The sequence below is a fragment of the Limnohabitans sp. 2KL-51 genome, assembly GCF_003063645.1.
Lineage (GTDB): Bacteria > Pseudomonadota > Gammaproteobacteria > Burkholderiales > Burkholderiaceae_C > Limnohabitans_A.
On record NZ_NESJ01000002.1, the window covers coordinates 46,592 to 65,365 of the forward strand.

The following is an 18,774-nucleotide window of genomic DNA, read 5'->3' on the forward strand; positions in this document are numbered from 1 at the left end:
CTAATACCAACAGAATCAAATATTCCTTTCAGATTATGCATGGATGCGACATCATGGGCGTTGCCTTAGTCACTTCACTGAAGGATCCATCCGATGAAACACCCTCAAAATAAATCAGAGGTCAGCCCCAGCGCAGACCTTGAGCGCCGCACAAGCATTCGTCGCATCGCTCAAAGTGTCAGCGGCCTGGCTTCTATGAGCCTGTTGCCCAACCTATGGGCGCAGGGTACTGGCGCGAAAGGCGTTTGGCCGAACCAAGCGATTCGGATGATTTCCCCTTGGACCGCTGGCAGTGGGACCGACATCATTGCAAGGTTGATTGCTGAAAAATTGAGCACTGAATTGGGTGTACCCGTCATCGTGGAGCCCCGCCCTGGTGCTGCTGGCAACATTGGAACCGCGTTGGCTGCGACTCAGCCTGCCGATGGCAACACATTGTTGGTCACATCGGCCTCTTTTGCGATATCACCGGCCATTTACCGCAACTTAAGTTATGACCCGGTTCGAGATTTTGTCCCGGTGACAAAACTGGCCACGGCGCCCCTGCTGGTTCTGGTTCGGGCTGACTCCCCCCTTCGAACCATGGCCGACTTGATTGCCTTGACCAAAAAAGATCCCAAATCGGTCAATTACGGATCTTTTGGCAATGGTTCCCCCTCGCACTTGATCGGCGAAAGCATCAACCGGCTGGCAGGGATTTCAATGACCCACGTTCCCTACTCAACAGGTGGTGCCCCCTTGGACCTGCTGGGTGGACGATTGACAGTGGCCATCCTTGATGCTCTTTCACAAACGCCTCAAGTCAAAGCCGGGAAGATGCGCGCACTGGCCCTGAACGGCCTGAACAGACTGCCCTCCATCCCTGATGTTCCGACGCTGGTGGAGTCTGGCATTCCTTTTGACACTGTGGGCTGGCAAGCCGTATTTGCACCAGCGGGTGTGCCTGCTGAAATCATTGAAAAACTGAACAGAACCATCAACCAGATCCTCTCTACCGCTGTGGTTCAAACCCAAATTCATGCCGTCGGATGCTTTCCAGTCACGCCGGCCACAACGGCGAATCAATGGGGCGATATGTTCAAAAAAGACGTCCAAACTTGGGCCGATTTGGTCAAACGCTCGGGTGCAAAAATCGATTGAATTTCAGGAATAAAAAATGAACGCGCCAGCAGCCCATGCCATTTTTGAAATTGAAATGCTCTCAGACGTACCCTATGGAGAAGGATCCATTGGTTTTGGCACCCCACATCCGAGTTCTCGCCCCTTGACCTTGGACATCTACAAGCCCCTCAATACCGATCGGAATGCCCTTAAACCTGCTTTGATTTTGTCGCACGGGGGTGCTTATCACCGGGGCTCTAAAACGAATGACGATTTTGAACAAGACGGCCACCACACCACACCGGTCACTGAATACTGCAAAATTTTTGCGGCCAGGGGATATGTGTGTTTCAGCTTGGGCTATCGATTAACACAAGAGCTTGCTGCACCACAGGCTGCGCCCATCAAGCGCAACCGTCAACAAATCAGTCGAGGCCGCATCGACCATGTTCGTGAACTGATGGGTTTGGCACCTGCGACAGACGAAGAAATACTGAACGGCATTGAAGGCGCATTCGTGGATGTCGCCAGCGCGTTCAGGTTTGTTCAAAGTCATGCTCACCAATGGGGGATTGACCCTCAGCGCATTGCTGTAGGCGGATTTTCAGCTGGCGCATTCGCCTCCATTTATGCGTCCTACGCTCTGGGCATCAACGCAGCGGCCATCGTTTCCTTGTCAGGTGGCATTGACTTGGATGATGCCGACTACTACGTCCATGGCGGTCGAGGTCAGCCGCCGCTTTTGATGTTTTCCAGTGAAATGGACTTGCCCGGCATACACGATCGAACCCTGAATATGGCCAACAAAGCCGAAGCGAAAGGCATTGGCATCCGTCGGTATTTCGTCCCACAAAAGCCTCATTTTTACGATCGTGACTCTGTGGCTTTACTGGAACAAAACAACATGGATGGCGCCATTGAAAAAACCACAGTCGGTATGGCTTTAATTGATTTTTTGGATAAAACCTTGGCGCCTGCAGAGGTGACAGAGCAAACACTCATCGAGTTTGCCCAAGCCTGGAACAACCACGACATTGATTCACTGATGTCCTACATGAGCGATGGGTGTGTGTTTCATACCTTTACTGGCAGCGAAGCCTGTGGAACCCGCCAGGTCGGCAAGGAAAACGTTCGCCATGCCTTCATGCAAGCGTGGCAAAACTATCCTGACGCTCAATGGACCCGCGCCAAACACTTTGTTGCTGGGCAGCGTGGTGTTTCTGAGTGGACTTTTGTCGGCACACGCACATCTGATGGGGCCCGAATCGAAGTAGATGGCTGTGACCTATTCACATTCGAAGGCAACAAAATCAAAGTCAAAGATTCATGGCGCAAACACCGAATCTAGAGAGGCCACATCTTGCTGGGGTTCGAGCCCAGGTTGAGGAGCCAAATCAACAAAGTACAGAGCCCACCCACAAGGTGGGCTTTTTGCTTTTCTATCATGCAAATCCTGATGCTTCGGTATTGGGGCCTACCTTGTCCTGCATCAGGCGCCAGGCCCAGTCCAGATCAGCCTCCAGTTCCCGACGAGCGGCTTTCGCATCACGTTGCGCCAAGGCTTGCATCAGGCCGTGGTGGTGCAAGGTGCGTGGCGCCCCCTGCTCGGGGCTGTGGTGGGCCACGGCCACACGCACATAAGGGCCGCTTTGCAGCCACAGGCTGCGAATCATCGACAACAAAGTGGGCGATTGAGCGGCCTCGTACAACGTGAAATGGAAGCGCCGATTGGCCTGCAATTCGGCCTCCACATCCCCGGTTTGCAATGCGTGTGAAAACTCGGCATCGGCCACTTCAAGTGCAGCCAACAAATGCTCATCCGCGCGCTCGGCAGCCCGCTCGGCCGCATGCCCTTCCACCAAAAGACGGGTCTGGTGAATGTCGTCCAGCCGCTGAACCGACAGGTACGGCACGCGAACGGGCCGCTGGGTGGCAGACTCCAACGCCCCCTCGGCCACCAAGCGCCGCAAGGCCTCGCGCACGGGCATCACACTGGTGTGAAACGCGTCGGCCAAGTCCCTGATTTGTAGCGTTTGCCCGCCCTGCAGACGACCGCAAATCAAGGCGTCCGAGAGTTCGGCATAAATGCGGTCCTGCACCGAATCGCGCGAGACCGGCCGCAACACCGGCATCGGCGACCGCAGGGATTCTGGGCTGGGGGCATCACGTCGGGGTCGGGCCATGGGGCAGTATATCCACGCTTGCGTTGTTCATGAGGGATACCGTATTATGTGATCACATTATGGTAAATACATGAATTCCAACCCATCCGACCCCCTGCCCGCAGCTGCGCCACGGCCTGCTTTTTGGTTTGTCCATGTGGCCTCTTGGGTGCTCGCGGCCATGGCCGCTGTGGCCTTTCTAGATGTGGTTCTGCGCATCGCAGGCCGACCGATCACCGGGGCTTACGAGCTGACGGCGCTGCTCATGGGCTTGCTGGTGTATGCCACCTTGCCCCTGGTGACAGCCCAAGACGAGCATGTCCGAGCGGGTATCTTGCAGATGTGGCGAAGTGCGCCAAAGGGCCTGGAGCGCGTGCTGCGCGAACTGCGCAAAATTTTGTCCTGCATGGCCTTGGCTTATCTGGCCTGGGCCCTGTTTCAGTACATGCTGCGGGTCGGCGCAGCAGGTGACCGGGCACCGTACATCGAGATTCCATTGTCGTGGGTGGCCGGATTTGGGGCCGTGAGCATGGCGCTTTCAGCGGTGATGGCCTTGTGGTTCAAGCGCCGTGTCGAGGTGGCCTCATGACCGCTACCTTGATCGCCATGGCCGTGATGCTGGCCTTGATTGCCTTGGAAGTGCCCATTGCCGTGGCCATGCTGGTCACGGGCGTGGTCGGCTGCCTGAGCGTCCTGGGTTGGAGCCCCACATTGTTCATGGTGGGTGAAACCGCCTTCAGCACCGTCAACAACTATTCGCTCACGGTGGTGCCTTTGTTCATCCTGATGGGCAACCTGATCAACGAAGCGGACATCTCGCGTGAGCTGTACCGCGCCACCTACCGTTTTGTAGGGCATTTGCGTGGCGGCTTGGCGATTGCCACCGTGCTGGCCTGCGCGGGTTTTGCGGCCATTTGTGGCAGCAGCCTGGCCACATCGGCCGCCATGACGCGTGTGGCCTACCCCGAGATGAAGCGTTACGGCTACAGCGATGCGCTGGCCACCGGCTGCATCGCATCGGCCGGCACTTTGGGCATCATGATTCCGCCCAGCGTGGCCCTCATGGTCTACGGCATCATGACCCAGACCGATATCGGCAAGCTGTTCCTTGCCGGTGTTCTGCCCGGCCTGTTGGGCGCCTTGTTGTATGTAGGCGCGGTCATGGTGTACACATGGCGTCACCCCAAATCGGGTCCGGCAGGCGAGCGCAGCACATGGACAGAACGCTTGCATTCCTTGCGTGGCATTGGCAGTGTGGTCCTGTTGTTCGGCTTGGTGATTGGCGGGCTTTATGGTGGTTGGTTCACCCCGACCGAAGCGGCGGGCATCGGCGCTGCAGGCGCCTTTGCGATGGTGATTGCACGCGGGCGACTGACGCGCAAGTTGCTGGCACAGGTGCTGCGTGAGACCGCGGTCACCACCACCAGCTTGTTTTTCATCTTGGTTGGCGCATTGGTCTTGTCCAAGTACATCACCATCTCGGGCTTCACACCCTGGTTGGGAGGCGTGTTTCAGGGCCTGGACCTGTCGGCCATGCAATTTCTGCTCATCATTTGTGCCATGTACTTGGTGCTGGGTTGCTTTTTGGAAAGCATGTCCATGCTTTTGCTGACGCTGCCCATTGTGTTTCCCCTAGTGGTCAGCTACGGCATTGACCCGATCTGGTTCGGTGTGCTGATCGTCACCCTCATCGAGGTGGCTCTGATCACCCCACCCGTGGGCATGAACGTCTACATGATGGCCAGCCAGATTCCATCGGTCCCGCTGAATGTGGTGTTTCGCGGGGCCAGCGCGTTCGTGGCGGCCGACGTGATCCGCCTGGGCATCTTGCTCGCTGTGCCGGCCATTGCGTTGTGGCTGCCCTCCATCACCTGATTCTTCCCAAAAATCCTTCGCCCCCTCCATCACCCTCAACCCAAGGAGCTTTCCCATGATCACCCCCCGTTTTCTGCGTCAATCCCTGCTGATCACTGCACTGGGCAGTCTTGCCCTTGCAGCGCAAGCCCAAACCGTCTGGCGCTTTTCCAACTGGCTGCCCCCCACGCACCATGTGGTCACCGAAATGATCCAGCCTTGGGCCGCCGATGTTGAAAAAGCCACCGAGGGTCGCGTCAAAATCCAGGTCTTGCCCGCACTCGGTGCGCCGCCAGCCCACTTTGACTTGGTCAAAAACGGTGTGGCCGACATCGCATTCAGCGTGCACGCCTACACACCCAACCGCTTCAAGTTCACCGAAATGGGCGAGCTGCCCTTTACCACCGACCACGCTGTGGTGAACTCGCTGGCTTACTGGCGCACCTACCAAAAACACTTTGCGCAAGCCAACGAACACGAAGGCACCGTCTTGCTCGGTCTGTGGACCAACGGTTCCTACCAGCTGTTCACCAAGGCCAATGCCTTGACCTCCATGAACGCGGTCAGTGGCATCAAGATCCGTGTGCCCGGCACCACGGTCGAAAAAATCACCCGTTCGCTGGGCATGACGCCCATCTCCTCGCCACTGTCTGAAGCCTACGAACAAATCTCGCGGGGCGTGATCCAGGGCATGTTCCAGCAAAAGGAAACCGTGGTCGCCTTCAAGATGACCCAACACATGCCCACGGCCTCTTATGTGCCGGGTGGCTTTGCGCATTCCAGCCAGTTCGTGGTGGTGAACGCCGCCAAGTGGGCAGCCTTGGAGGCACGTGATCGCGCGGCCATTGAAAAGCTCTCGGGTGAAACCATGGTGCGCCGCTTTGCCGCCGTCTGGCAGGCCAAGGAAGATGACGCAGACCGCCTGTTGGCCGCCGCTGGAGTCAAGGTCACCGACGTGCAAGGCCCCCTGCTGCAAGAGCTGCGCGGCAAGCTGGCTTTTGTGCAAGACGAATGGCTGGCAGACGCGAGCAAGAAATCCCCTGCGGCCAAACAAGCGCTGGACGAGTACCGTGGCCTCATCACCAGCGTGTCGCGCGAGTTGGGCGTGAGCAAATGAGCCAGCCCGCAGGCGACGACCAATTTGAATTGTTCGACCTGCGGGTGGAGTGGGAAGGCGATGGTCCTTGCTGGTGCAAGGCCAAAGCCGGCGACCACTTCGAGCTGCACGGCGAGCAGCTGCATTTTCCGCCGGGGCAAAGCTGGTCCATCTACACCCTGGCGGCGCTGCTGCCCATCTTGCCCGCCAAGCAGCGCCCCTGCCACCCCAACGACTGGATGAGCACCGACGCCCGCGTGGCCTGCCCCGATCCGAATTGCAAGGCCCGCTTTGTGATCCGGCGCTGCGGCACACGGTCGTTTAACCACGCGGCCGTCACTGCAGAGCCTTTGGCCACATCTCCACAAGACCCCTCCAAAAAACCATGAGCATTTCCACCACCGAGCTGGCACCAGGTTACCGCGCGTCACGACTGATCAAGGGCTGCTGGCACTTGGCAGGCGGCCACGGAGAGGTCAACCAAGCGCAAGCTGTGCAAGACATGGCCGACTTCGTCCAGGCCGGGCTCACCACCTTTGACTGCGCCGACCACTACATCGGCGTGGAAGCCTTGATCGGCCGATTTCGTCGCGAGCACCCTGACCTGGCCCGCAAGCTTCAGGTGCACACCAAATGCGTGCCCGACTACGACCGCCTGACCTCATGCGACCGCGCCTACCTCACCGAGATCATCGACCGCTCGCTGGAACGTCTGGGCGTGGACCAGCTGGACCTGGTGCAGTTTCACTGGTGGAACTTGGCCCAGCCGGGCTATGTGCAAGCGCTGGGCATCCTGAGCGATCTGCAACGCGAAGGCAAAATCGCGCACCTCGGGTTGACCAACTTCAACACCGCCGTGACCCGGGAAATCCTGGATGCGGGTATCCCGCTGGTCAGCACGCAGGTGCAGTACTCCCTGCTGGACAGCCGCCCCAACCAAAGCCTGGTCGCGCTGTGCCAAGAGCGCAGTGTGCAACTCCTTTGCTACGGCACCCTGGCTGGCGGCCTGCTCAGCGAAGCGTGGCTGGGCCAAGCCGAGCCCACCGAGCCCCTGGCCAACCGCTCACACACCAAATACAAACTGATCATCGAAGATTTCGGCGGCTGGGACCTGTTTCAGGAACTGCTGCAAGCCCTGCAGGCCATCGCCACGCGCCATGGCGTGGGCTTGGGTGATGTGGCCACGCGCTGGGTGATCGACCGTCCCCAAGTGGGCAGCGCCATCATGGGTTTCACCTCGACGCGCCACCTGCCGGCCACACAACGCATTGAGGCCATGCGCCTGGACGCACAGGACCACGCTCTGTTGGCCCCCTTGCTGGCACGGCGCACGGGCCCTGCGGGTGACTGCTACGACATCGAGCGCGACAAGGCAGGCCGTCACGGGCGCATCATGCGCTACAACCAGAACGAAGGGCGTCACTGACAACGCGCGCAGTTCGGGGTCAGAAAGTGAATGCAGACCGCCAAACGCACAGCTGAACTTGGGGCCCCCCTCGCCCTCTGACCCACTTATTTCGCAGTTGGTTCTTGTGCGTGCGCCGCCAAACGCTCCGCCACTTGTTTTTTACCCAGCTTGCGCACGGCCGCGATGGCCTGAAGCTGCGCGGCGCGGGGCCTGGACTTGCCCGTCTCCCAGTGGTAGACCGACTGGTTGGACACGCCCAGCAACTGGGCCATCTGGGTGGCCGACACACCGAATTTTTTGCGCAAGGACGCAAAGCCATCGGCGCGAAAGCGCAAGCCCTGGGGCTCATCTTCTTCCTTGGGGGGTGTGGTGGGGCGGGCAGACGTTTTGGCCAAGCGGCGCACCACGGCTTCCAAGCTGGCGATGCGTCTTTTGAGATCGGCGATCTCGGCGCGGTGCGTGGCTTGAGCCTTTTTCAGAACCGTCGCTTGCGCGCGCGTTTCTTTTTTGGCGATGCGTGAAATCTCGGTTTTCAACTGGGCAGCAAAGTTACTCATGTTCTCTCCATTCGTTCAGAACGTGGATCATACGCAAACCGCATGCCCCATCAGCACGAACCAACTGGCCCCGAGGGATCGCCTGTTCATCACGACGGGTCCTGCTCGCCCTGTCACCGGTTGTCACCTGAGCAGCAGGCCCGAGCGCAAAGGCTGCTTAAATACAGGCACTGTAGGCCCAAACTGCCACATCAGCCCCATCGGCCCCATCGGCCAAACCACCTCAAACACTTCAACAGGAGCCCTCCATGACCACATCCCTCAAAGGCCAAATCGCCTGGATCACCGGCGGGGGCAGCGGCATCGGGCTGGCGGGTGCCATGGCCTTGGCCAAGGATGGCGTTCATGTGGTGATTTCGGGCCGGAACGCCGCCACCAATGCCAGCGCTTTGGCGACGCTGCAGACCCTGGGCAGTGCAGAGGCCCTGCTGCTGGACGTGGCCGACAAGCACGCCGTCAAGGCGGCGGCGCAACAAATTCTGGACAAACATGGGCGAATCGACATCTTGGTCACCAGTGCGGGCACCAATGCCACGCAGCGCAATTTCGACGTGGTCACGCCCGAGGCCTGGGACGATGTAGTGGCCATCAACCTGTCGGGCCTGTTTTATTGCGTGCACGCCGTCCTGCCCGCCATGCGCCAGCAGCAAAGCGGCTTGATCATCAACGTGTCGTCTTGGGCGGGTCTGTATGCGTCCAAGCTCACCGGCCCGGCTTACAACGCCACCAAACGTGCCGTGCTGGCCCTGACCGAGTCCATCAACATGGAAGAATGCACGCACGGCATCCGCGCCACCTCGCTCTTGCCCGGAGAGGTGGCCACGCCCATTCTGAACAAGCGGCCCGTCCCGCCGTCTGCCGAGCAACGCGAACTGATGGTCCAGGCCGAAGACATGGGCCAGGCCATCTTGTTTGTGGCGCAGATGCCTGAGCGCACCTGCATCAACGAGTTGATCATCTCGCCCACCTTCAACCGCTTTTACACGGGCGGTCTGGAGACACCGCCCAAGCGCTGAGCCCGGCCCGATGAGCCAGCTTTTCAGCGACAGCGCCCGGCACCGCCGCATCGGCATTGCGCTGGTGACGGTCACCACCTTGATGTTTGCGCTGCTCGACGCCTCGGCCAAGTGGCTGGTGATCACCCTGCCGGTGATGCAAGTGGTGTGGATGCGCTTTCTCACGCATTCGCTGTTTTCCATTGCGGTTTTTGCGCCGTCGGTCAAAGGCGATTTGCTGCGCTGGCGGCACCCGCGCTTGCAGCTGCTGCGCGGCTTGATGCTGGCGTCCATGACCGCGCTGAACTTCTGGGCCTTGCAATATTTGCAGTTGGCCGAGACCGGAGCCATGCAGTTTTCCGTGCCGATTTTGATCGCCTTGCTCTCAGCCTGGTGGTTGGGCGAGCGGCTGGACGCCAAACGCTGGCTGGCGATTGCAGTGGGCTTTTTGGGCGTGCTGGTCATCATCCGCCCGGGCAGCCAGGGCTTTCACCCGGCGATCTTGCTGTCAGCGCTCAACGCCATTTTGTACGCCCTGTTCAACATGATGACGCGCTACCTGGCCAGCAGTGAAAACCCGGCCACCACGCAACTGACCTCGGCGGTGGTGGCCACCTTGGCGCTGACGCCTTTTGCACTGTGGCAATGGCAACAACCGGCCACGCTGCTCGAGTGGTTCGTGATGGCCTTGGCCGGTTTGTGCGGCGGCATTGGCCACTACTTTGTGGCCGTGGCGCACCGCTATGCGTCAGCGGCGGTGTTGGGCCCGTTTTTGTACCAGCAAATTGTTTACATGACCGTGTTGGGATGGCTGGTGTTTGACCAGGTGCCCGACATGGCCGTGGTGCTGGGCGCCTTGGTGGTGGTGGCCAGCGGCCTGTATTTGCTGTGGCGCGAGTTTCAGGGCGAAGGTCCCAAATAAGCACCTCAATTTATTGATCCGGCCCTTGAAGTCTTGAACCCCATGCAAGGGATCTCTTTTTTAGGAGCCCACCCCTGTGGGCGATGGGCGTGGAACACGCCCTGCAAGCCTTAGCCCACAGGGTGGGCTCATGTCTACAAAGATACGCCAGCGACTGGTTTCTTGGTCGATCAGTCAGTTCGGTGACACACCAACAGGCACCAAGCGCCCAAGATGGCATGCAATATTTTTTGCGCTTGGGCGCTCATCACAGGAGTCAGACATGTCTTCATCCCACCGCTGGAAACAACGCCCCCCTGGCTCCAATTGGGGCGACTTTGGCCCCGACGACCAATGCGGGCGCATGAACCTCTTGACCCCCGAAAAAGTGCTGCAAGGCATACACGAGGTGCGCACCGGGCAGACCTTCAACCTGAGCCTGCCGCTGGATTTTCCTGGGGGTAATGTGCTCAACCCCCGGAGACAGCCGCCCGTGCTGCGCCCGACGGTGCGCGAGGGCAAGCCCAACATGAACTACCAGCTGTGGTGCGACGACCCGGTCTGCACCGATGTGGTGTGCGACGACTTGGTGATCATGCATTTGCAGTACAGCACCCAGTGGGACAGCCTGGCGCATGTGGGCTCGATGTTCGACGCCAATGGCGATGGCGTACCCGAGCCGGTGTACTACAACGGCTTTCGCGCAGGCACCGATGTAATCGGCCCGAGTGGCAGCGAAGGTGCGGGTATTTTTGGTTTTCCAGAGATCGCCCGCGAATCGACATCTTCTGCCAAGGCCTTGGGCATCGAAAAAATGTCCGAGCGCTGCGTACAAGGCCGTGCGGTGATGATCGACCTGCATGCGCATCTGGGCCGTGAGCGGGTACGTGTGGGTTATGACTTGCTGATGGACATCCTGAAAAAAGACCAAGTGGTGGTGGAGCCCGGCGACATGGTGTGCCTGCACACCGGCTTTGCGCAGATGCTGCTCGAGATGAACAAACAGCCCGATCCGCACGCGGTGGAAAACTCTTGCGCCGTGCTGGAGGGGCGCGACGAGCGACTGCTGCAATGGATCACCGATTCGGGCCTGGTCGCCCTGATCGCCGACAACTACGCGGTCGAAGGCTTGCCCGCCTCGCCCCGGCCCGGCAGCTGCGCGGCTTTGCCTTTGCACGAGCATTGTTTGTTCAAGCTGGGCGTGCACCTGGGCGAAATCTGGCACCTCACCCCCTTGGCCGACTGGCTGCGCCAGAACGGCCGATGCCGGTTTTTGCTCACCGCCCCGCCCTTGCGCCTGCCCGGGGCCATTGGCTCACCGGCCACGCCCATTGCCACGGTGTGAGCCGTCTATTGATCTGGCCCTGTGAAATTTGGATGGACCATTTTGATGTTGACCATGCGTAAATTGTTGTCTTTGTAGGAGCCCACCCCTGTGGGCGATGGCTTGCAGGGCGTGCTCCACACACATCGCCCACAGGGTGGACTCCTACAAAAAAAACGCTATCCCCTCAATAATTTTCAAGACTTCATCGGGCTGGATCCACAACGAGCCAGCGCCTTCGGCGGCGACAATCGGGCAGCCGGAAAGATAATCCCGGGTTGGAGTGGGCTGATGAATTTGCAATTGCTTGATTTTGACTGCAGCGAGGATGCCGAGGGCGTGGTCTGCTGGGATGCGCTGGCGCAACCTGCGCCCCAACACAAAACGGCTTTGTTGCAAGAGGTCGCGCAGGTGCTGCGCTGGGCACACGGCTTTGACCACGAAGGCCCTGGCCCCCTGGAAAACGGTGCCAACTGGGATTTTGACCTGCAGGTCACGCTGCTGGGCCACGACGGCAAGCCCCAAGTGGCCACGCCCCGCTTTGTGCCCAGCACCGGGCAGCTGAGCCTTTTGCCCGAGCCGGTCAACACGCAAAGCCTCTCACTGAGCCTGTCCTTGAGTGGCACGCCTGGTTTTGTGCAGGCCTTTCGCACCCAGTTCGAGCAGGCATGAACGCCCCTCAAGCATCGGACGCACCCGAGGTCCCCAGCTTCAGGGCGGCGATCAAGTTCTGGTTCTGGCTGGGCTGCATGAGCTTTGGCGGCCCGGCCGGGCAAATCGCGCTGATGCACGAAGAGCTGGTGGTGCGCCGCCGCTGGATTTCAGAAAAGCGCTACCTGCATGCCTTGAATTACTGCATGCTGCTGCCTGGGCCGGAAGCACAGCAACTGGCCACTTACACCGGCTGGTTGATGTACGGCACGCGCGGGGGCATTGCAGCGGGCGCCCTGTTTGTGCTGCCGTCTTTGGTGCTGCTGATCGTGCTGAGCTGGGCCTACACCGCTTGGGGGCAACACCCTTGGGGGCAAGCGCTGCTGTGGGGCCTGAAGCCCGCGGTCACCGCATTGGTGTTGCAAGCTGCGCACCGTTTGGCCATGCGCAACTTGAAAGCCCGCTGGTTGTGGGCGCTGGCGGTGCTGTCCTTGCTGGGCATGCTGTGGGGTCTGCCCTTTGTTTGGATCATTGCGGGTGCAGCGGCCACAGGCTATTACATGTCGCGTCAGCCATCAGGTCTTCAAGACCCCGCCCAGGCTGGCCCAGAGCCCACCCGCGGCGCCAAGGCGGAGCAGGACACTCGCCCCACAGAATCGAATGTCACGAGCCCACCGCAAGAGACCCGAGCAGCCCCGGCCTGGCTGGACGACGACACGCCCGCCCTCGCGCACACGCACTACAGCCACCCGCGACTGGTGCGCGCGCTGGCCTGGGGGGTGGGATTGTGGGCTGTGACCCTGGGCCTGATCGCGCTGGTGTTCGGGCTCGGCCACACCCTCACGCTGATGGGTGGTTTTTTCACGCAAGCGGCTTTGCTGACCTTCGGCGGCGCCTACGCAGTGCTGCCGTTTGTGACGCAAACGGCCGTGGGCCAGTATGGCTGGCTGACGGCGGCGCAAATGATGGACGGGCTGGCTCTGGGCGAGAGCACACCGGGACCGTTGATCATGGTGGTGGCGTTTGTGGGGTTTTTGGGCGGACACAGCCAAGCCTTGTTGGGCCACCCAGTGCTTGGCGGCATCGTGGCGGCCTGTGTGGTGACCTGGTTCACCTTCCTGCCCTCCTTCGTGTTCATTTTGGCAGGCGGCCCGCTGGTGGAGTCCACTCGCCACATGCCCTCACTGGCCGGGCCCTTGCGGGGCATCATGGCGGCCGTGATCGGGGTGATCGTGCACCTGGCGGGTGTGTTTGCTCGCCAAACCTGGCTGCCCGGGGGCTGGCACATGCTGCCCGATCTGGGGGCTTTCGCGCTGACGCTGCTGGCCACTTGGCTGCTGATCCGCAGGCAGCTGAGCGTGTTCAAGCTGTTGGGCCTTTGCACGGCACTGGGGCTGGTCAGGCAGTTGCTCGTCTGAGCCCCTCACCCGTGCTCACCACGCTTTCCAAGCCACCGCCCAGCAGCCGCTTCTGTGCGTTAATGCACACCCAGAACGCCCCACCACGCCATGACCGAAGAATTCCAGATCCACATTCCCCCCTCCTTCATGGCGCTGTACGTGCCGCCGGGCAAGATCAAGCCCACATTGGGCCAGCGCGATCTGGCCACGCGCTATGAGCTGTGCGAAGACCTGGCCAATTTGCTGACAGAAAAAGCCGCCAACATGCAGTTCACCCTGGGCATCACCGAAGAGCTGGTGCTGGCGCAATGCGAAACCGGACTTCTGGCCGAGCCTGCCGTGGTCACGCCCGGCGAGGCGCGCTGGGTGGTGTGCCGCCTGGCCGAGTTGCTGCAGTGGCCCATGGACCAACTCTTGCAAGCGCCCGCTCCGGGCCAACCAGTCTGAATACCGCATGAGCACACCCGATTTGCAAAGGCTGCTCTCGGCCCCCATCTTGCCCACCTTGCTGCGCCTGGCCGCGCCCAATGTGCTGGCCATGGTGATGACGGTGCTGGTGGGCATTGCCGAAACCTATTACGTAGGCCGCCTGGGCACCACGCCTTTGGCGGCCATGGCCTTGGTGTTCCCGTTTGCCATGCTGACCCAAATGATGTCTGCCGGGGCCATGGGCGGGGGGGTGTCGGCGGCCATCAGCCGAGCCCTGGGTGCTGCAGACCTGCAGCGTGCAGAAAAACTGGTGCAGCACGCCTTGCTGATTGGCCTGGGCGCTGGCCTGATCTACAGCGCCCTCTTCTTGCTGTGGGGCCCTGACCTTTACGCCCTGCTGGGCGGGCGTGGTGCGGTGCAGCAGCAGGCTGTGCAATACGGCCAAGTGCTGTTTGCCGGGGCCGCTCTGTTGTGGCTGCTCAACACGCTGGCCTCCATCGTTCGGGGCACAGGCAACATGCGCGCGCCCTCTTTGGCGCTGGTGGCCACAGCGGTCTTGCAAATTGTGCTGAGCGGCGTGCTGTCCTTGGGGGCCGGACCGGTTCCCGCTCTGGGGATGGTGGGGGTAGCCCTGGGTCACATCCTGGCCACTGCGGCGGGCGTGCTGTATTTCCTGTGGTACCTGATTCGCAGTCAGGGGCGTCTGACGCTGCACCTGCAGGGCTTTGTCCTCCAGCGCAACTTGTTGGCAGACATCCTTCGGGTCGGCGCCGTGGCCTGCTTGTCACCCGTGCAATCGGTGCTGGCCATTTTAATTTTTACCGGCCTGCTGGCGCAACTGGGTACCGAGGCGCTGGCCGGATACGGCATTGGACAGAGGCTGGAGTTTTTGCTGATTCCCATCGCCTTTGGCATCGGCGTGGCCGCCGTGCCCATGGTGGGCATGGCCATGGGCGCGGGCCAGGTGGCTCGGGCGCGGCGGGTGGCCTGGGTGGCCGCGGGCGTATCGGCCCTGAACTTGGGGGTGATTGGCGCGGTGGTCACGCTGGCACCCGATGTGTGGGCGCGCCTGTTCTCACAAGACGAGGCGGTTCTGACCTACGCGCGGCAATACCTGGTGACGGCCGGGCCTGCATTCCCTTTCTTTGGCCTGGGCCTCACGCTGTACTTTGCATCGCAAGGCGCAGGCCAAGTCATCGGACCGGTGCTGGCGGGCACAGTGCGGCTGGTGTTGGTGGCGGGCGGGGGCTGGTGGTTGGCGCAACACCAAGGCACAGCGGACAACTTTTATGTGCTGGTGGCGTGGGCCATGCTGCTGTATGGCTTAGCCACCGCTGCGGCTGTGGCCTTTACCCCCTGGACTGCCTCGGTCAAGCGGGCCCAGTAAATCAAGACGGTGCTCGCCAGCCAGTCACCTACCGAGGGAGAAAACTCAGGCGTCCAAAAAGGGGCTAACGCCTCGGCGTCGGGAGACTTGACCCAGGCGGTCATACAGGTCGACGGTGGCGGCCGACTCGCCTTGCAGGGCTTGCAAAGCACCCTTGACGGCTTGCAACTGGCGTTGAAGCAGTTGGATATTGCGCAAATGGTCTTGTTTGCACTGCTGCAGGTCTGCCTGCAGGTTCTGCCACAAGACAGGCACGGGGTCTTGGCCAGCAGCCCATTGGGCAACTTGGGACAGCCGTTCCAAAATGGAGATTCTCTCTTCCTGCAAAGCCTCAAAGCCCGCCATGTCGCGGGCTTTTAACACCTCAAACTCGAAAGCCAGCAACTCGGCCAGGCGTGCGGTATCCACCGGCGCATGGTCAAGCCACGCATCCATCGTGTCGTGATGTGGGTCCAGCGCAGGCATGGTGGGGCTGAGGCTCATGCCAAACTCATTCCTTGATCATTTTTTCAATGGCCAAGAAATTTTCGGCAATGCGGCGCGTGTCAATGGGGTATTGACCCTTTTGGATGGCCTCTTTGATGGCCTCCACCTTGGCCCGGTCGAATTCTGGCTCTTGCATGGCTTTTTGCGCAACAGCGCTCAGTTTGACTTCGTCCGCCTGGGGCGCCAATACCTTGGTCAGGCCTTCGGACGCAACGTCCGAGTCGCGCTCCTGGGCCTTCGCAGACACCTGCCGATTGGACGCGTCCATTTGGGCAACCCGGCGAAAACTAGAGATGGGATCAGTCATGATGATTCTCTTTTCTGGTCTCTTTTTGTTGAGCAGAAACCTCGCTCGTAAACAGAATCGGCACCTGATTCTAGAACTTGAGCCCAACACGCGTTTATTTTCTTAAATTTCATCTTTTGGCATTTCAAAGGCCTTGGACCTGATTGGGACCTTTGACCAGCCCCGTCAGCATGCGCCCGGAATCGCGGTTTTTGAGCTTGATTTGCTCGCCATAGCGACCGTCTTGCTGCGCTTCTACACGGGCCGAGATCTGGAAACCCTGGGCTTGCCCGATCGACATCAGCACCATTTGGCCTCTTTTGACGAGCAAAGTGGGTCGAATGTCTTGACTTCGCAGCGGGGTATCGGGGCGCACATCGCGCACCACCTCACTGTGCAAAATTTGTGAAACTTGTTCCAACACATTGACGGGCATGCTGGATGTATCGGCATCCACCAGACGAACATGAGCCTCGGTCAAGGTCATGCCGCGCTGCAGCGGGACGGCAGCTACCAGAACCTGGCGTTTCTCCACCGGGGCGGGCTCTGCCTTGACGGGACCAGCCGGAACCGCCACGCGCCCGGTCACAGCCACACGCACATAAAGCTGCCACGCCGGTTGGGCACAGCGAACGCGGATGGTATCGGGGCTGGCAAAGGGCAGATCCATGGCCAGGGGACCGGTGCAGGCCTTGACCTGCAGGCGCGGGTCCAGGGGGGCGAGCACCACCGACTCGGCTGGGACCGATTGGGTTTGCACCACCCAATCGAGCACCGACTTTTGCAGCGCCATAGCAGGTGAAGCAGGTGAAGCAGGGATCGCAGCCCAGGCCGGAACGCCGAACCAACAGAAAACCGCTCCGAGCCAGAGGCCACGAAGCATGACCTGATCCAGAAGTCGGCACAGCATTTGCATGGAGGGTTTCATAGGTGTGAAAGTTTTGACAGTGTTCATGATTGACATCTACCAAGCAAAAACGAGACCAGCCCCCGGAAACACCCACCACCGACATGAGCAACCTGTTGCCCCCTTTGCCCAGCCTGCCGGCGCTGAGCCCCCCTGCCCCAACGGGCAGCGGAGGACTGCTGCCCGCGTCGGGCCGGAGCGGGGCCTTCGGGCAGGTGCTGGCGGAGGTGTCCCCCCGCAGTGGCCTGGTCAAAGCGCAGGAAGGCGACACCTTGATTGGCCTGGTCAAGGCCCATTACCGACAAAATCAGCAGCCCATCACCGAGCATCAGGCCATGCGCCTGGCCCACCAAGTGGCCGCACGCAACCAGATTGACAACCCAAACCTGATCCTGACGGGTCAAAAAATCGATTTCTCTAGTCTGCTCATGCCGGCTCTGGCACGGGGTGAAGCCCCTGGGCCTCTGGATCTGAATGCGCGCAGCGCTCAATCCGTGGCCCAACTGGCCTCCTCTTCAACCTTGACCACCAACGCTTTGGCCAACCGCCCGATCGCTTGGGCCAGTCACCCGGCCCCCAACGGACAGCACCCGGTGCTGGACAAAACATTGGAGCGGGCCATTGCCAAGGGTTTTGTGACCGCCTCGGACGCCCCTGCCGTCAAAGACAAAATCCTGGCGCTGGCCGACCGCTACAACTTCCAGCCCGATGACTTTGCCCGCCTGAGCCTCATGGAGAGCGGCGGCATGAACCCCCAAGCCAGCAATGGCAACTGCCATGGAATCATCCAGTTTTGCGATGGCCCCAACCGGGGCGCTGCCTCGGTGGGCTTCAAGGACAACCCCCGGGCAATTTTGGGCATGGGTTTGCTGCAGCAGTTGGACTTGGTGGACCGTTATTTCTCGCAAGCCGGTCTGCGCGTCAAAGGCCCCCCGGTCGGACTGGATGATTTGTACCTGACGGTGCTGACCCCAGCTGCCCGGCAAGAAACACGGCCCGACGCGCCGCTGTCCATTGCCGGGCAGCAGGCTCGTTACCTGCATGTGGGGCAAGACACGCGCGCGCCCATCACGCGCAACTCCATCTTGTCCGGGTTGCACACCTTGACCAACGCCTTGCTGCCCCAAGCCCCTCGCGATGCGCTTTCGCCTGTGCTGGGCGCTGTGGGCAAAGGCGGTGTAGCCCGCCTATACGACGAGGTGGCCAACACGCTGCCCACAGCGTTGCGCTGAACAGCGGCAAATCTTGGCCGCAGGGCTTTGCCGCTGACGGCAAATTGCCGCTCCCGGCGGCAAGGGTGCATCGGTCTAACGCCAAAGACAACACATTTACTTGGCACGGCTTTTGCAGCTATCGACCACAAGCCGCTCAACTTGAGCATCCTTCGTCAAAAAATTGACGACACCTGTCCATCGAAACCACGACCCCAGGAGTCCAGATGAATTTGTTAAACCAGGCACTCGGTGTGCATGAACAAGCTTTGCAAGTCAAAAGCCGACGCCTGGAAGTGTTGGCGCAAAACATCGCCAATGCCGACACGCCCAACTACAAAGCGCGGGACATCGACTTCAAGGCCGTCATGAAAGAAACCCAATTCCAGGACAACGCCATGCAGGCCACCAGCCAAGGCCACTTTGAAGTGGGCCAGGGGCTCGACGCCGACGGCATGCGTTACCGCACCCCATTCAACACCGCTTTTGACGGCAACACCGTTGAAATGAGTGTCGAACAAGCCCAGTACGGTAAAGCCGCAGCCGACTACCAGGCCACGCTGAACTTTCTGGAAAGCCGGGTGAGCAGTGTGCGCAAAGCATTGAGAGGAGACTGATC

The 18,774-nt window shown here is 60.4% G+C and carries 21 protein-coding genes; 16 read left to right on the plus strand and 5 right to left on the minus strand.

Annotation, left to right across the window (positions count from 1 at the left end; translation table 11 throughout):
• Positions 1-93: 93 nt before the first annotated feature.
• Positions 94-1,140: a tripartite tricarboxylate transporter substrate binding protein gene (locus B9Z49_RS01865; RefSeq protein ID WP_108351755.1), complete on the plus strand. Its 1,047-nt coding sequence runs from the start codon at positions 94-96 to the stop codon at positions 1,138-1,140.
• Between the two features lie 16 nt (positions 1,141-1,156).
• Positions 1,157-2,449 (plus strand): nuclear transport factor 2 family protein, encoded by a 1,293-nt coding sequence (locus tag B9Z49_RS22470; protein WP_108351756.1) that lies wholly within the window; start codon positions 1,157-1,159, stop codon positions 2,447-2,449.
• A 94-nt stretch (positions 2,450-2,543) separates the two neighbouring features.
• Here B9Z49_RS22470 and B9Z49_RS01875 read toward each other — a convergent pair whose 3' ends face one another.
• Positions 2,544-3,284, minus strand: coding sequence for a GntR family transcriptional regulator (locus tag B9Z49_RS01875; protein WP_108351757.1), 741 nt, complete (start codon positions 3,282-3,284; stop codon positions 2,544-2,546).
• Positions 3,285-3,354: 70 nt separating this feature from the next.
• Between B9Z49_RS01875 and B9Z49_RS01880 the strand changes: the two genes are divergently transcribed.
• Genes B9Z49_RS01880 through B9Z49_RS01900 form a run of 5 tightly spaced genes read left to right on the plus strand, consistent with a single transcriptional unit; the run spans position 3,355 to position 7,639 of the window.
• Positions 3,355-3,852, plus strand: a complete 498-nt coding sequence (locus tag B9Z49_RS01880; RefSeq protein ID WP_108351758.1) for a TRAP transporter small permease — start codon at positions 3,355-3,357, stop codon at positions 3,850-3,852.
• The gene (locus tag B9Z49_RS01885; protein ID WP_108351759.1) at positions 3,849-5,138 is read left to right on the plus strand and encodes a TRAP transporter large permease; all 1,290 of its coding nucleotides are present in this window, start codon (positions 3,849-3,851) and stop codon (positions 5,136-5,138) included. Before B9Z49_RS01880 ends, B9Z49_RS01885 begins: the two co-directional genes overlap by 4 nt.
• A gap of 55 nt (positions 5,139-5,193) precedes the next feature.
• Positions 5,194-6,234 carry a TRAP transporter substrate-binding protein gene (locus tag B9Z49_RS01890; RefSeq protein ID WP_108351760.1) on the plus strand — a complete coding sequence of 347 codons (1,041 nt, stop codon included), beginning with the start codon at positions 5,194-5,196 and terminating at the stop codon, positions 6,232-6,234.
• Positions 6,231-6,602 carry a TIGR04076 family protein gene (locus B9Z49_RS01895; RefSeq protein WP_108351761.1) on the plus strand — a complete coding sequence of 124 codons (372 nt, stop codon included), beginning with the start codon at positions 6,231-6,233 and terminating at the stop codon, positions 6,600-6,602. The genes B9Z49_RS01890 and B9Z49_RS01895 overlap by 4 nt, the downstream gene beginning before the upstream one ends.
• Positions 6,599-7,639, plus strand: a complete 1,041-nt coding sequence (locus tag B9Z49_RS01900; protein ID WP_108351762.1) for an aldo/keto reductase — start codon at positions 6,599-6,601, stop codon at positions 7,637-7,639. The genes B9Z49_RS01895 and B9Z49_RS01900 overlap by 4 nt, the downstream gene beginning before the upstream one ends.
• 86 nt (positions 7,640-7,725) lie before the next feature.
• Here the strand turns inward: B9Z49_RS01900 and B9Z49_RS01905 are convergent, their stop codons facing one another.
• Positions 7,726-8,178, minus strand: coding sequence for a helix-turn-helix transcriptional regulator (locus B9Z49_RS01905; protein WP_108351763.1), 453 nt, complete (start codon positions 8,176-8,178; stop codon positions 7,726-7,728).
• A 248-nt stretch (positions 8,179-8,426) separates the two neighbouring features.
• Between B9Z49_RS01905 and B9Z49_RS01910 the strand changes: the two genes are divergently transcribed.
• The 7 genes from B9Z49_RS01910 (at position 8,427) to B9Z49_RS01940 (ending at position 15,265) form a co-directional block, all read left to right on the plus strand.
• Positions 8,427-9,194 carry an SDR family oxidoreductase gene (locus B9Z49_RS01910; protein ID WP_108351764.1) on the plus strand — a complete coding sequence of 256 codons (768 nt, stop codon included), beginning with the start codon at positions 8,427-8,429 and terminating at the stop codon, positions 9,192-9,194.
• A 10-nt stretch (positions 9,195-9,204) separates the two neighbouring features.
• Entirely contained in the window at positions 9,205-10,095 is an 891-nt protein-coding gene (locus tag B9Z49_RS01915; RefSeq protein ID WP_108351765.1) for a DMT family transporter, read from the plus strand.
• Positions 10,096-10,357: 262 nt separating this feature from the next.
• Positions 10,358-11,419 carry a cyclase family protein gene (locus tag B9Z49_RS01920; RefSeq protein ID WP_108351766.1) on the plus strand — a complete coding sequence of 354 codons (1,062 nt, stop codon included), beginning with the start codon at positions 10,358-10,360 and terminating at the stop codon, positions 11,417-11,419.
• A 270-nt stretch (positions 11,420-11,689) separates the two neighbouring features.
• Positions 11,690-12,070, plus strand: coding sequence for a hypothetical protein (locus B9Z49_RS01925; protein ID WP_108351978.1), 381 nt, complete (start codon positions 11,690-11,692; stop codon positions 12,068-12,070).
• Positions 12,067-13,467, plus strand: a complete 1,401-nt coding sequence (locus B9Z49_RS01930; protein ID WP_108351767.1) for a chromate transporter — start codon at positions 12,067-12,069, stop codon at positions 13,465-13,467. The genes B9Z49_RS01925 and B9Z49_RS01930 overlap by 4 nt, the downstream gene beginning before the upstream one ends.
• Positions 13,468-13,557: 90 nt before the next feature.
• Positions 13,558-13,896, plus strand: a complete 339-nt coding sequence (locus tag B9Z49_RS01935; protein ID WP_108351768.1) for an ATPase with chaperone activity — start codon at positions 13,558-13,560, stop codon at positions 13,894-13,896.
• 7 nt (positions 13,897-13,903) lie between these two features.
• Positions 13,904-15,265 (plus strand): MATE family efflux transporter, encoded by a 1,362-nt coding sequence (locus tag B9Z49_RS01940; RefSeq protein WP_108351769.1) that lies wholly within the window; start codon positions 13,904-13,906, stop codon positions 15,263-15,265.
• A 45-nt stretch (positions 15,266-15,310) separates the two neighbouring features.
• Here the strand turns inward: B9Z49_RS01940 and B9Z49_RS01945 are convergent, their stop codons facing one another.
• From B9Z49_RS01945 to flgA, 3 genes are all read right to left on the minus strand, one after another.
• On the minus strand, positions 15,311-15,748 hold the full coding sequence (locus B9Z49_RS01945) for a flagellar protein FlgN (protein WP_108351770.1): 438 nt from the start codon (positions 15,746-15,748) through the stop codon (positions 15,311-15,313).
• Positions 15,749-15,755: 7 nt separating this feature from the next.
• Positions 15,756-16,058, minus strand: coding sequence for a flagellar biosynthesis anti-sigma factor FlgM (flgM, locus tag B9Z49_RS01950; RefSeq protein WP_233254469.1), 303 nt, complete (start codon positions 16,056-16,058; stop codon positions 15,756-15,758).
• A gap of 124 nt (positions 16,059-16,182) precedes the next feature.
• Positions 16,183-16,992 carry a flagellar basal body P-ring formation chaperone FlgA gene (gene flgA, locus B9Z49_RS01955; RefSeq protein ID WP_233254470.1) on the minus strand — a complete coding sequence of 270 codons (810 nt, stop codon included), beginning with the start codon at positions 16,990-16,992 and terminating at the stop codon, positions 16,183-16,185.
• A 56-nt stretch (positions 16,993-17,048) separates the two neighbouring features.
• On the opposite strand from flgA, the gene B9Z49_RS01960 reads away from it, so the two are divergent.
• Positions 17,049-18,176, plus strand: coding sequence for a hypothetical protein (locus B9Z49_RS01960; protein WP_146188441.1), 1,128 nt, complete (start codon positions 17,049-17,051; stop codon positions 18,174-18,176).
• Positions 18,177-18,382: 206 nt separating this feature from the next.
• Positions 18,383-18,772, plus strand: coding sequence for a flagellar basal body rod protein FlgB (gene flgB / locus B9Z49_RS01965; protein ID WP_108351773.1), 390 nt, complete (start codon positions 18,383-18,385; stop codon positions 18,770-18,772).
• Positions 18,773-18,774 lie beyond the last annotated feature (2 nt).

Excerpts from the sequence above, each read along its gene's own strand:
- B9Z49_RS01865 (WP_108351755.1), top strand. The coding sequence starts at position 94 with ATGAAACACCCTCAAAATAAATCAGAGGTCAGCCCCAGCGCAGACCTT.
- B9Z49_RS22470 (WP_108351756.1), top strand. The coding sequence starts at position 1,157 with ATGAACGCGCCAGCAGCCCATGCCATTTTTGAAATTGAAATGCTCTCA.
- B9Z49_RS01875 (WP_108351757.1), bottom strand. The coding sequence starts at position 3,284 with ATGGCCCGACCCCGACGTGATGCCCCCAGCCCAGAATCCCTGCGGTCG.
- B9Z49_RS01880 (WP_108351758.1), top strand. The coding sequence starts at position 3,355 with ATGAATTCCAACCCATCCGACCCCCTGCCCGCAGCTGCGCCACGGCCT.
- B9Z49_RS01885 (WP_108351759.1), top strand. The coding sequence starts at position 3,849 with ATGACCGCTACCTTGATCGCCATGGCCGTGATGCTGGCCTTGATTGCC.
- B9Z49_RS01890 (WP_108351760.1), top strand. The coding sequence starts at position 5,194 with ATGATCACCCCCCGTTTTCTGCGTCAATCCCTGCTGATCACTGCACTG.
- B9Z49_RS01895 (WP_108351761.1), top strand. The coding sequence starts at position 6,231 with ATGAGCCAGCCCGCAGGCGACGACCAATTTGAATTGTTCGACCTGCGG.
- B9Z49_RS01900 (WP_108351762.1), top strand. The coding sequence starts at position 6,599 with ATGAGCATTTCCACCACCGAGCTGGCACCAGGTTACCGCGCGTCACGA.
- B9Z49_RS01905 (WP_108351763.1), bottom strand. The coding sequence starts at position 8,178 with ATGAGTAACTTTGCTGCCCAGTTGAAAACCGAGATTTCACGCATCGCC.
- B9Z49_RS01910 (WP_108351764.1), top strand. The coding sequence starts at position 8,427 with ATGACCACATCCCTCAAAGGCCAAATCGCCTGGATCACCGGCGGGGGC.
- B9Z49_RS01915 (WP_108351765.1), top strand. The coding sequence starts at position 9,205 with ATGAGCCAGCTTTTCAGCGACAGCGCCCGGCACCGCCGCATCGGCATT.
- B9Z49_RS01920 (WP_108351766.1), top strand. The coding sequence starts at position 10,358 with ATGTCTTCATCCCACCGCTGGAAACAACGCCCCCCTGGCTCCAATTGG.
- B9Z49_RS01925 (WP_108351978.1), top strand. The coding sequence starts at position 11,690 with ATGAATTTGCAATTGCTTGATTTTGACTGCAGCGAGGATGCCGAGGGC.
- B9Z49_RS01930 (WP_108351767.1), top strand. The coding sequence starts at position 12,067 with ATGAACGCCCCTCAAGCATCGGACGCACCCGAGGTCCCCAGCTTCAGG.
- B9Z49_RS01935 (WP_108351768.1), top strand. The coding sequence starts at position 13,558 with ATGACCGAAGAATTCCAGATCCACATTCCCCCCTCCTTCATGGCGCTG.
- B9Z49_RS01940 (WP_108351769.1), top strand. The coding sequence starts at position 13,904 with ATGAGCACACCCGATTTGCAAAGGCTGCTCTCGGCCCCCATCTTGCCC.
- B9Z49_RS01945 (WP_108351770.1), bottom strand. The coding sequence starts at position 15,748 with ATGAGCCTCAGCCCCACCATGCCTGCGCTGGACCCACATCACGACACG.
- flgM (WP_233254469.1), bottom strand. The coding sequence starts at position 16,058 with ATGACTGATCCCATCTCTAGTTTTCGCCGGGTTGCCCAAATGGACGCG.
- flgA (WP_233254470.1), bottom strand. The coding sequence starts at position 16,992 with ATGAACACTGTCAAAACTTTCACACCTATGAAACCCTCCATGCAAATG.
- B9Z49_RS01960 (WP_146188441.1), top strand. The coding sequence starts at position 17,049 with ATGAGCAACCTGTTGCCCCCTTTGCCCAGCCTGCCGGCGCTGAGCCCC.
- flgB (WP_108351773.1), top strand. The coding sequence starts at position 18,383 with ATGAATTTGTTAAACCAGGCACTCGGTGTGCATGAACAAGCTTTGCAA.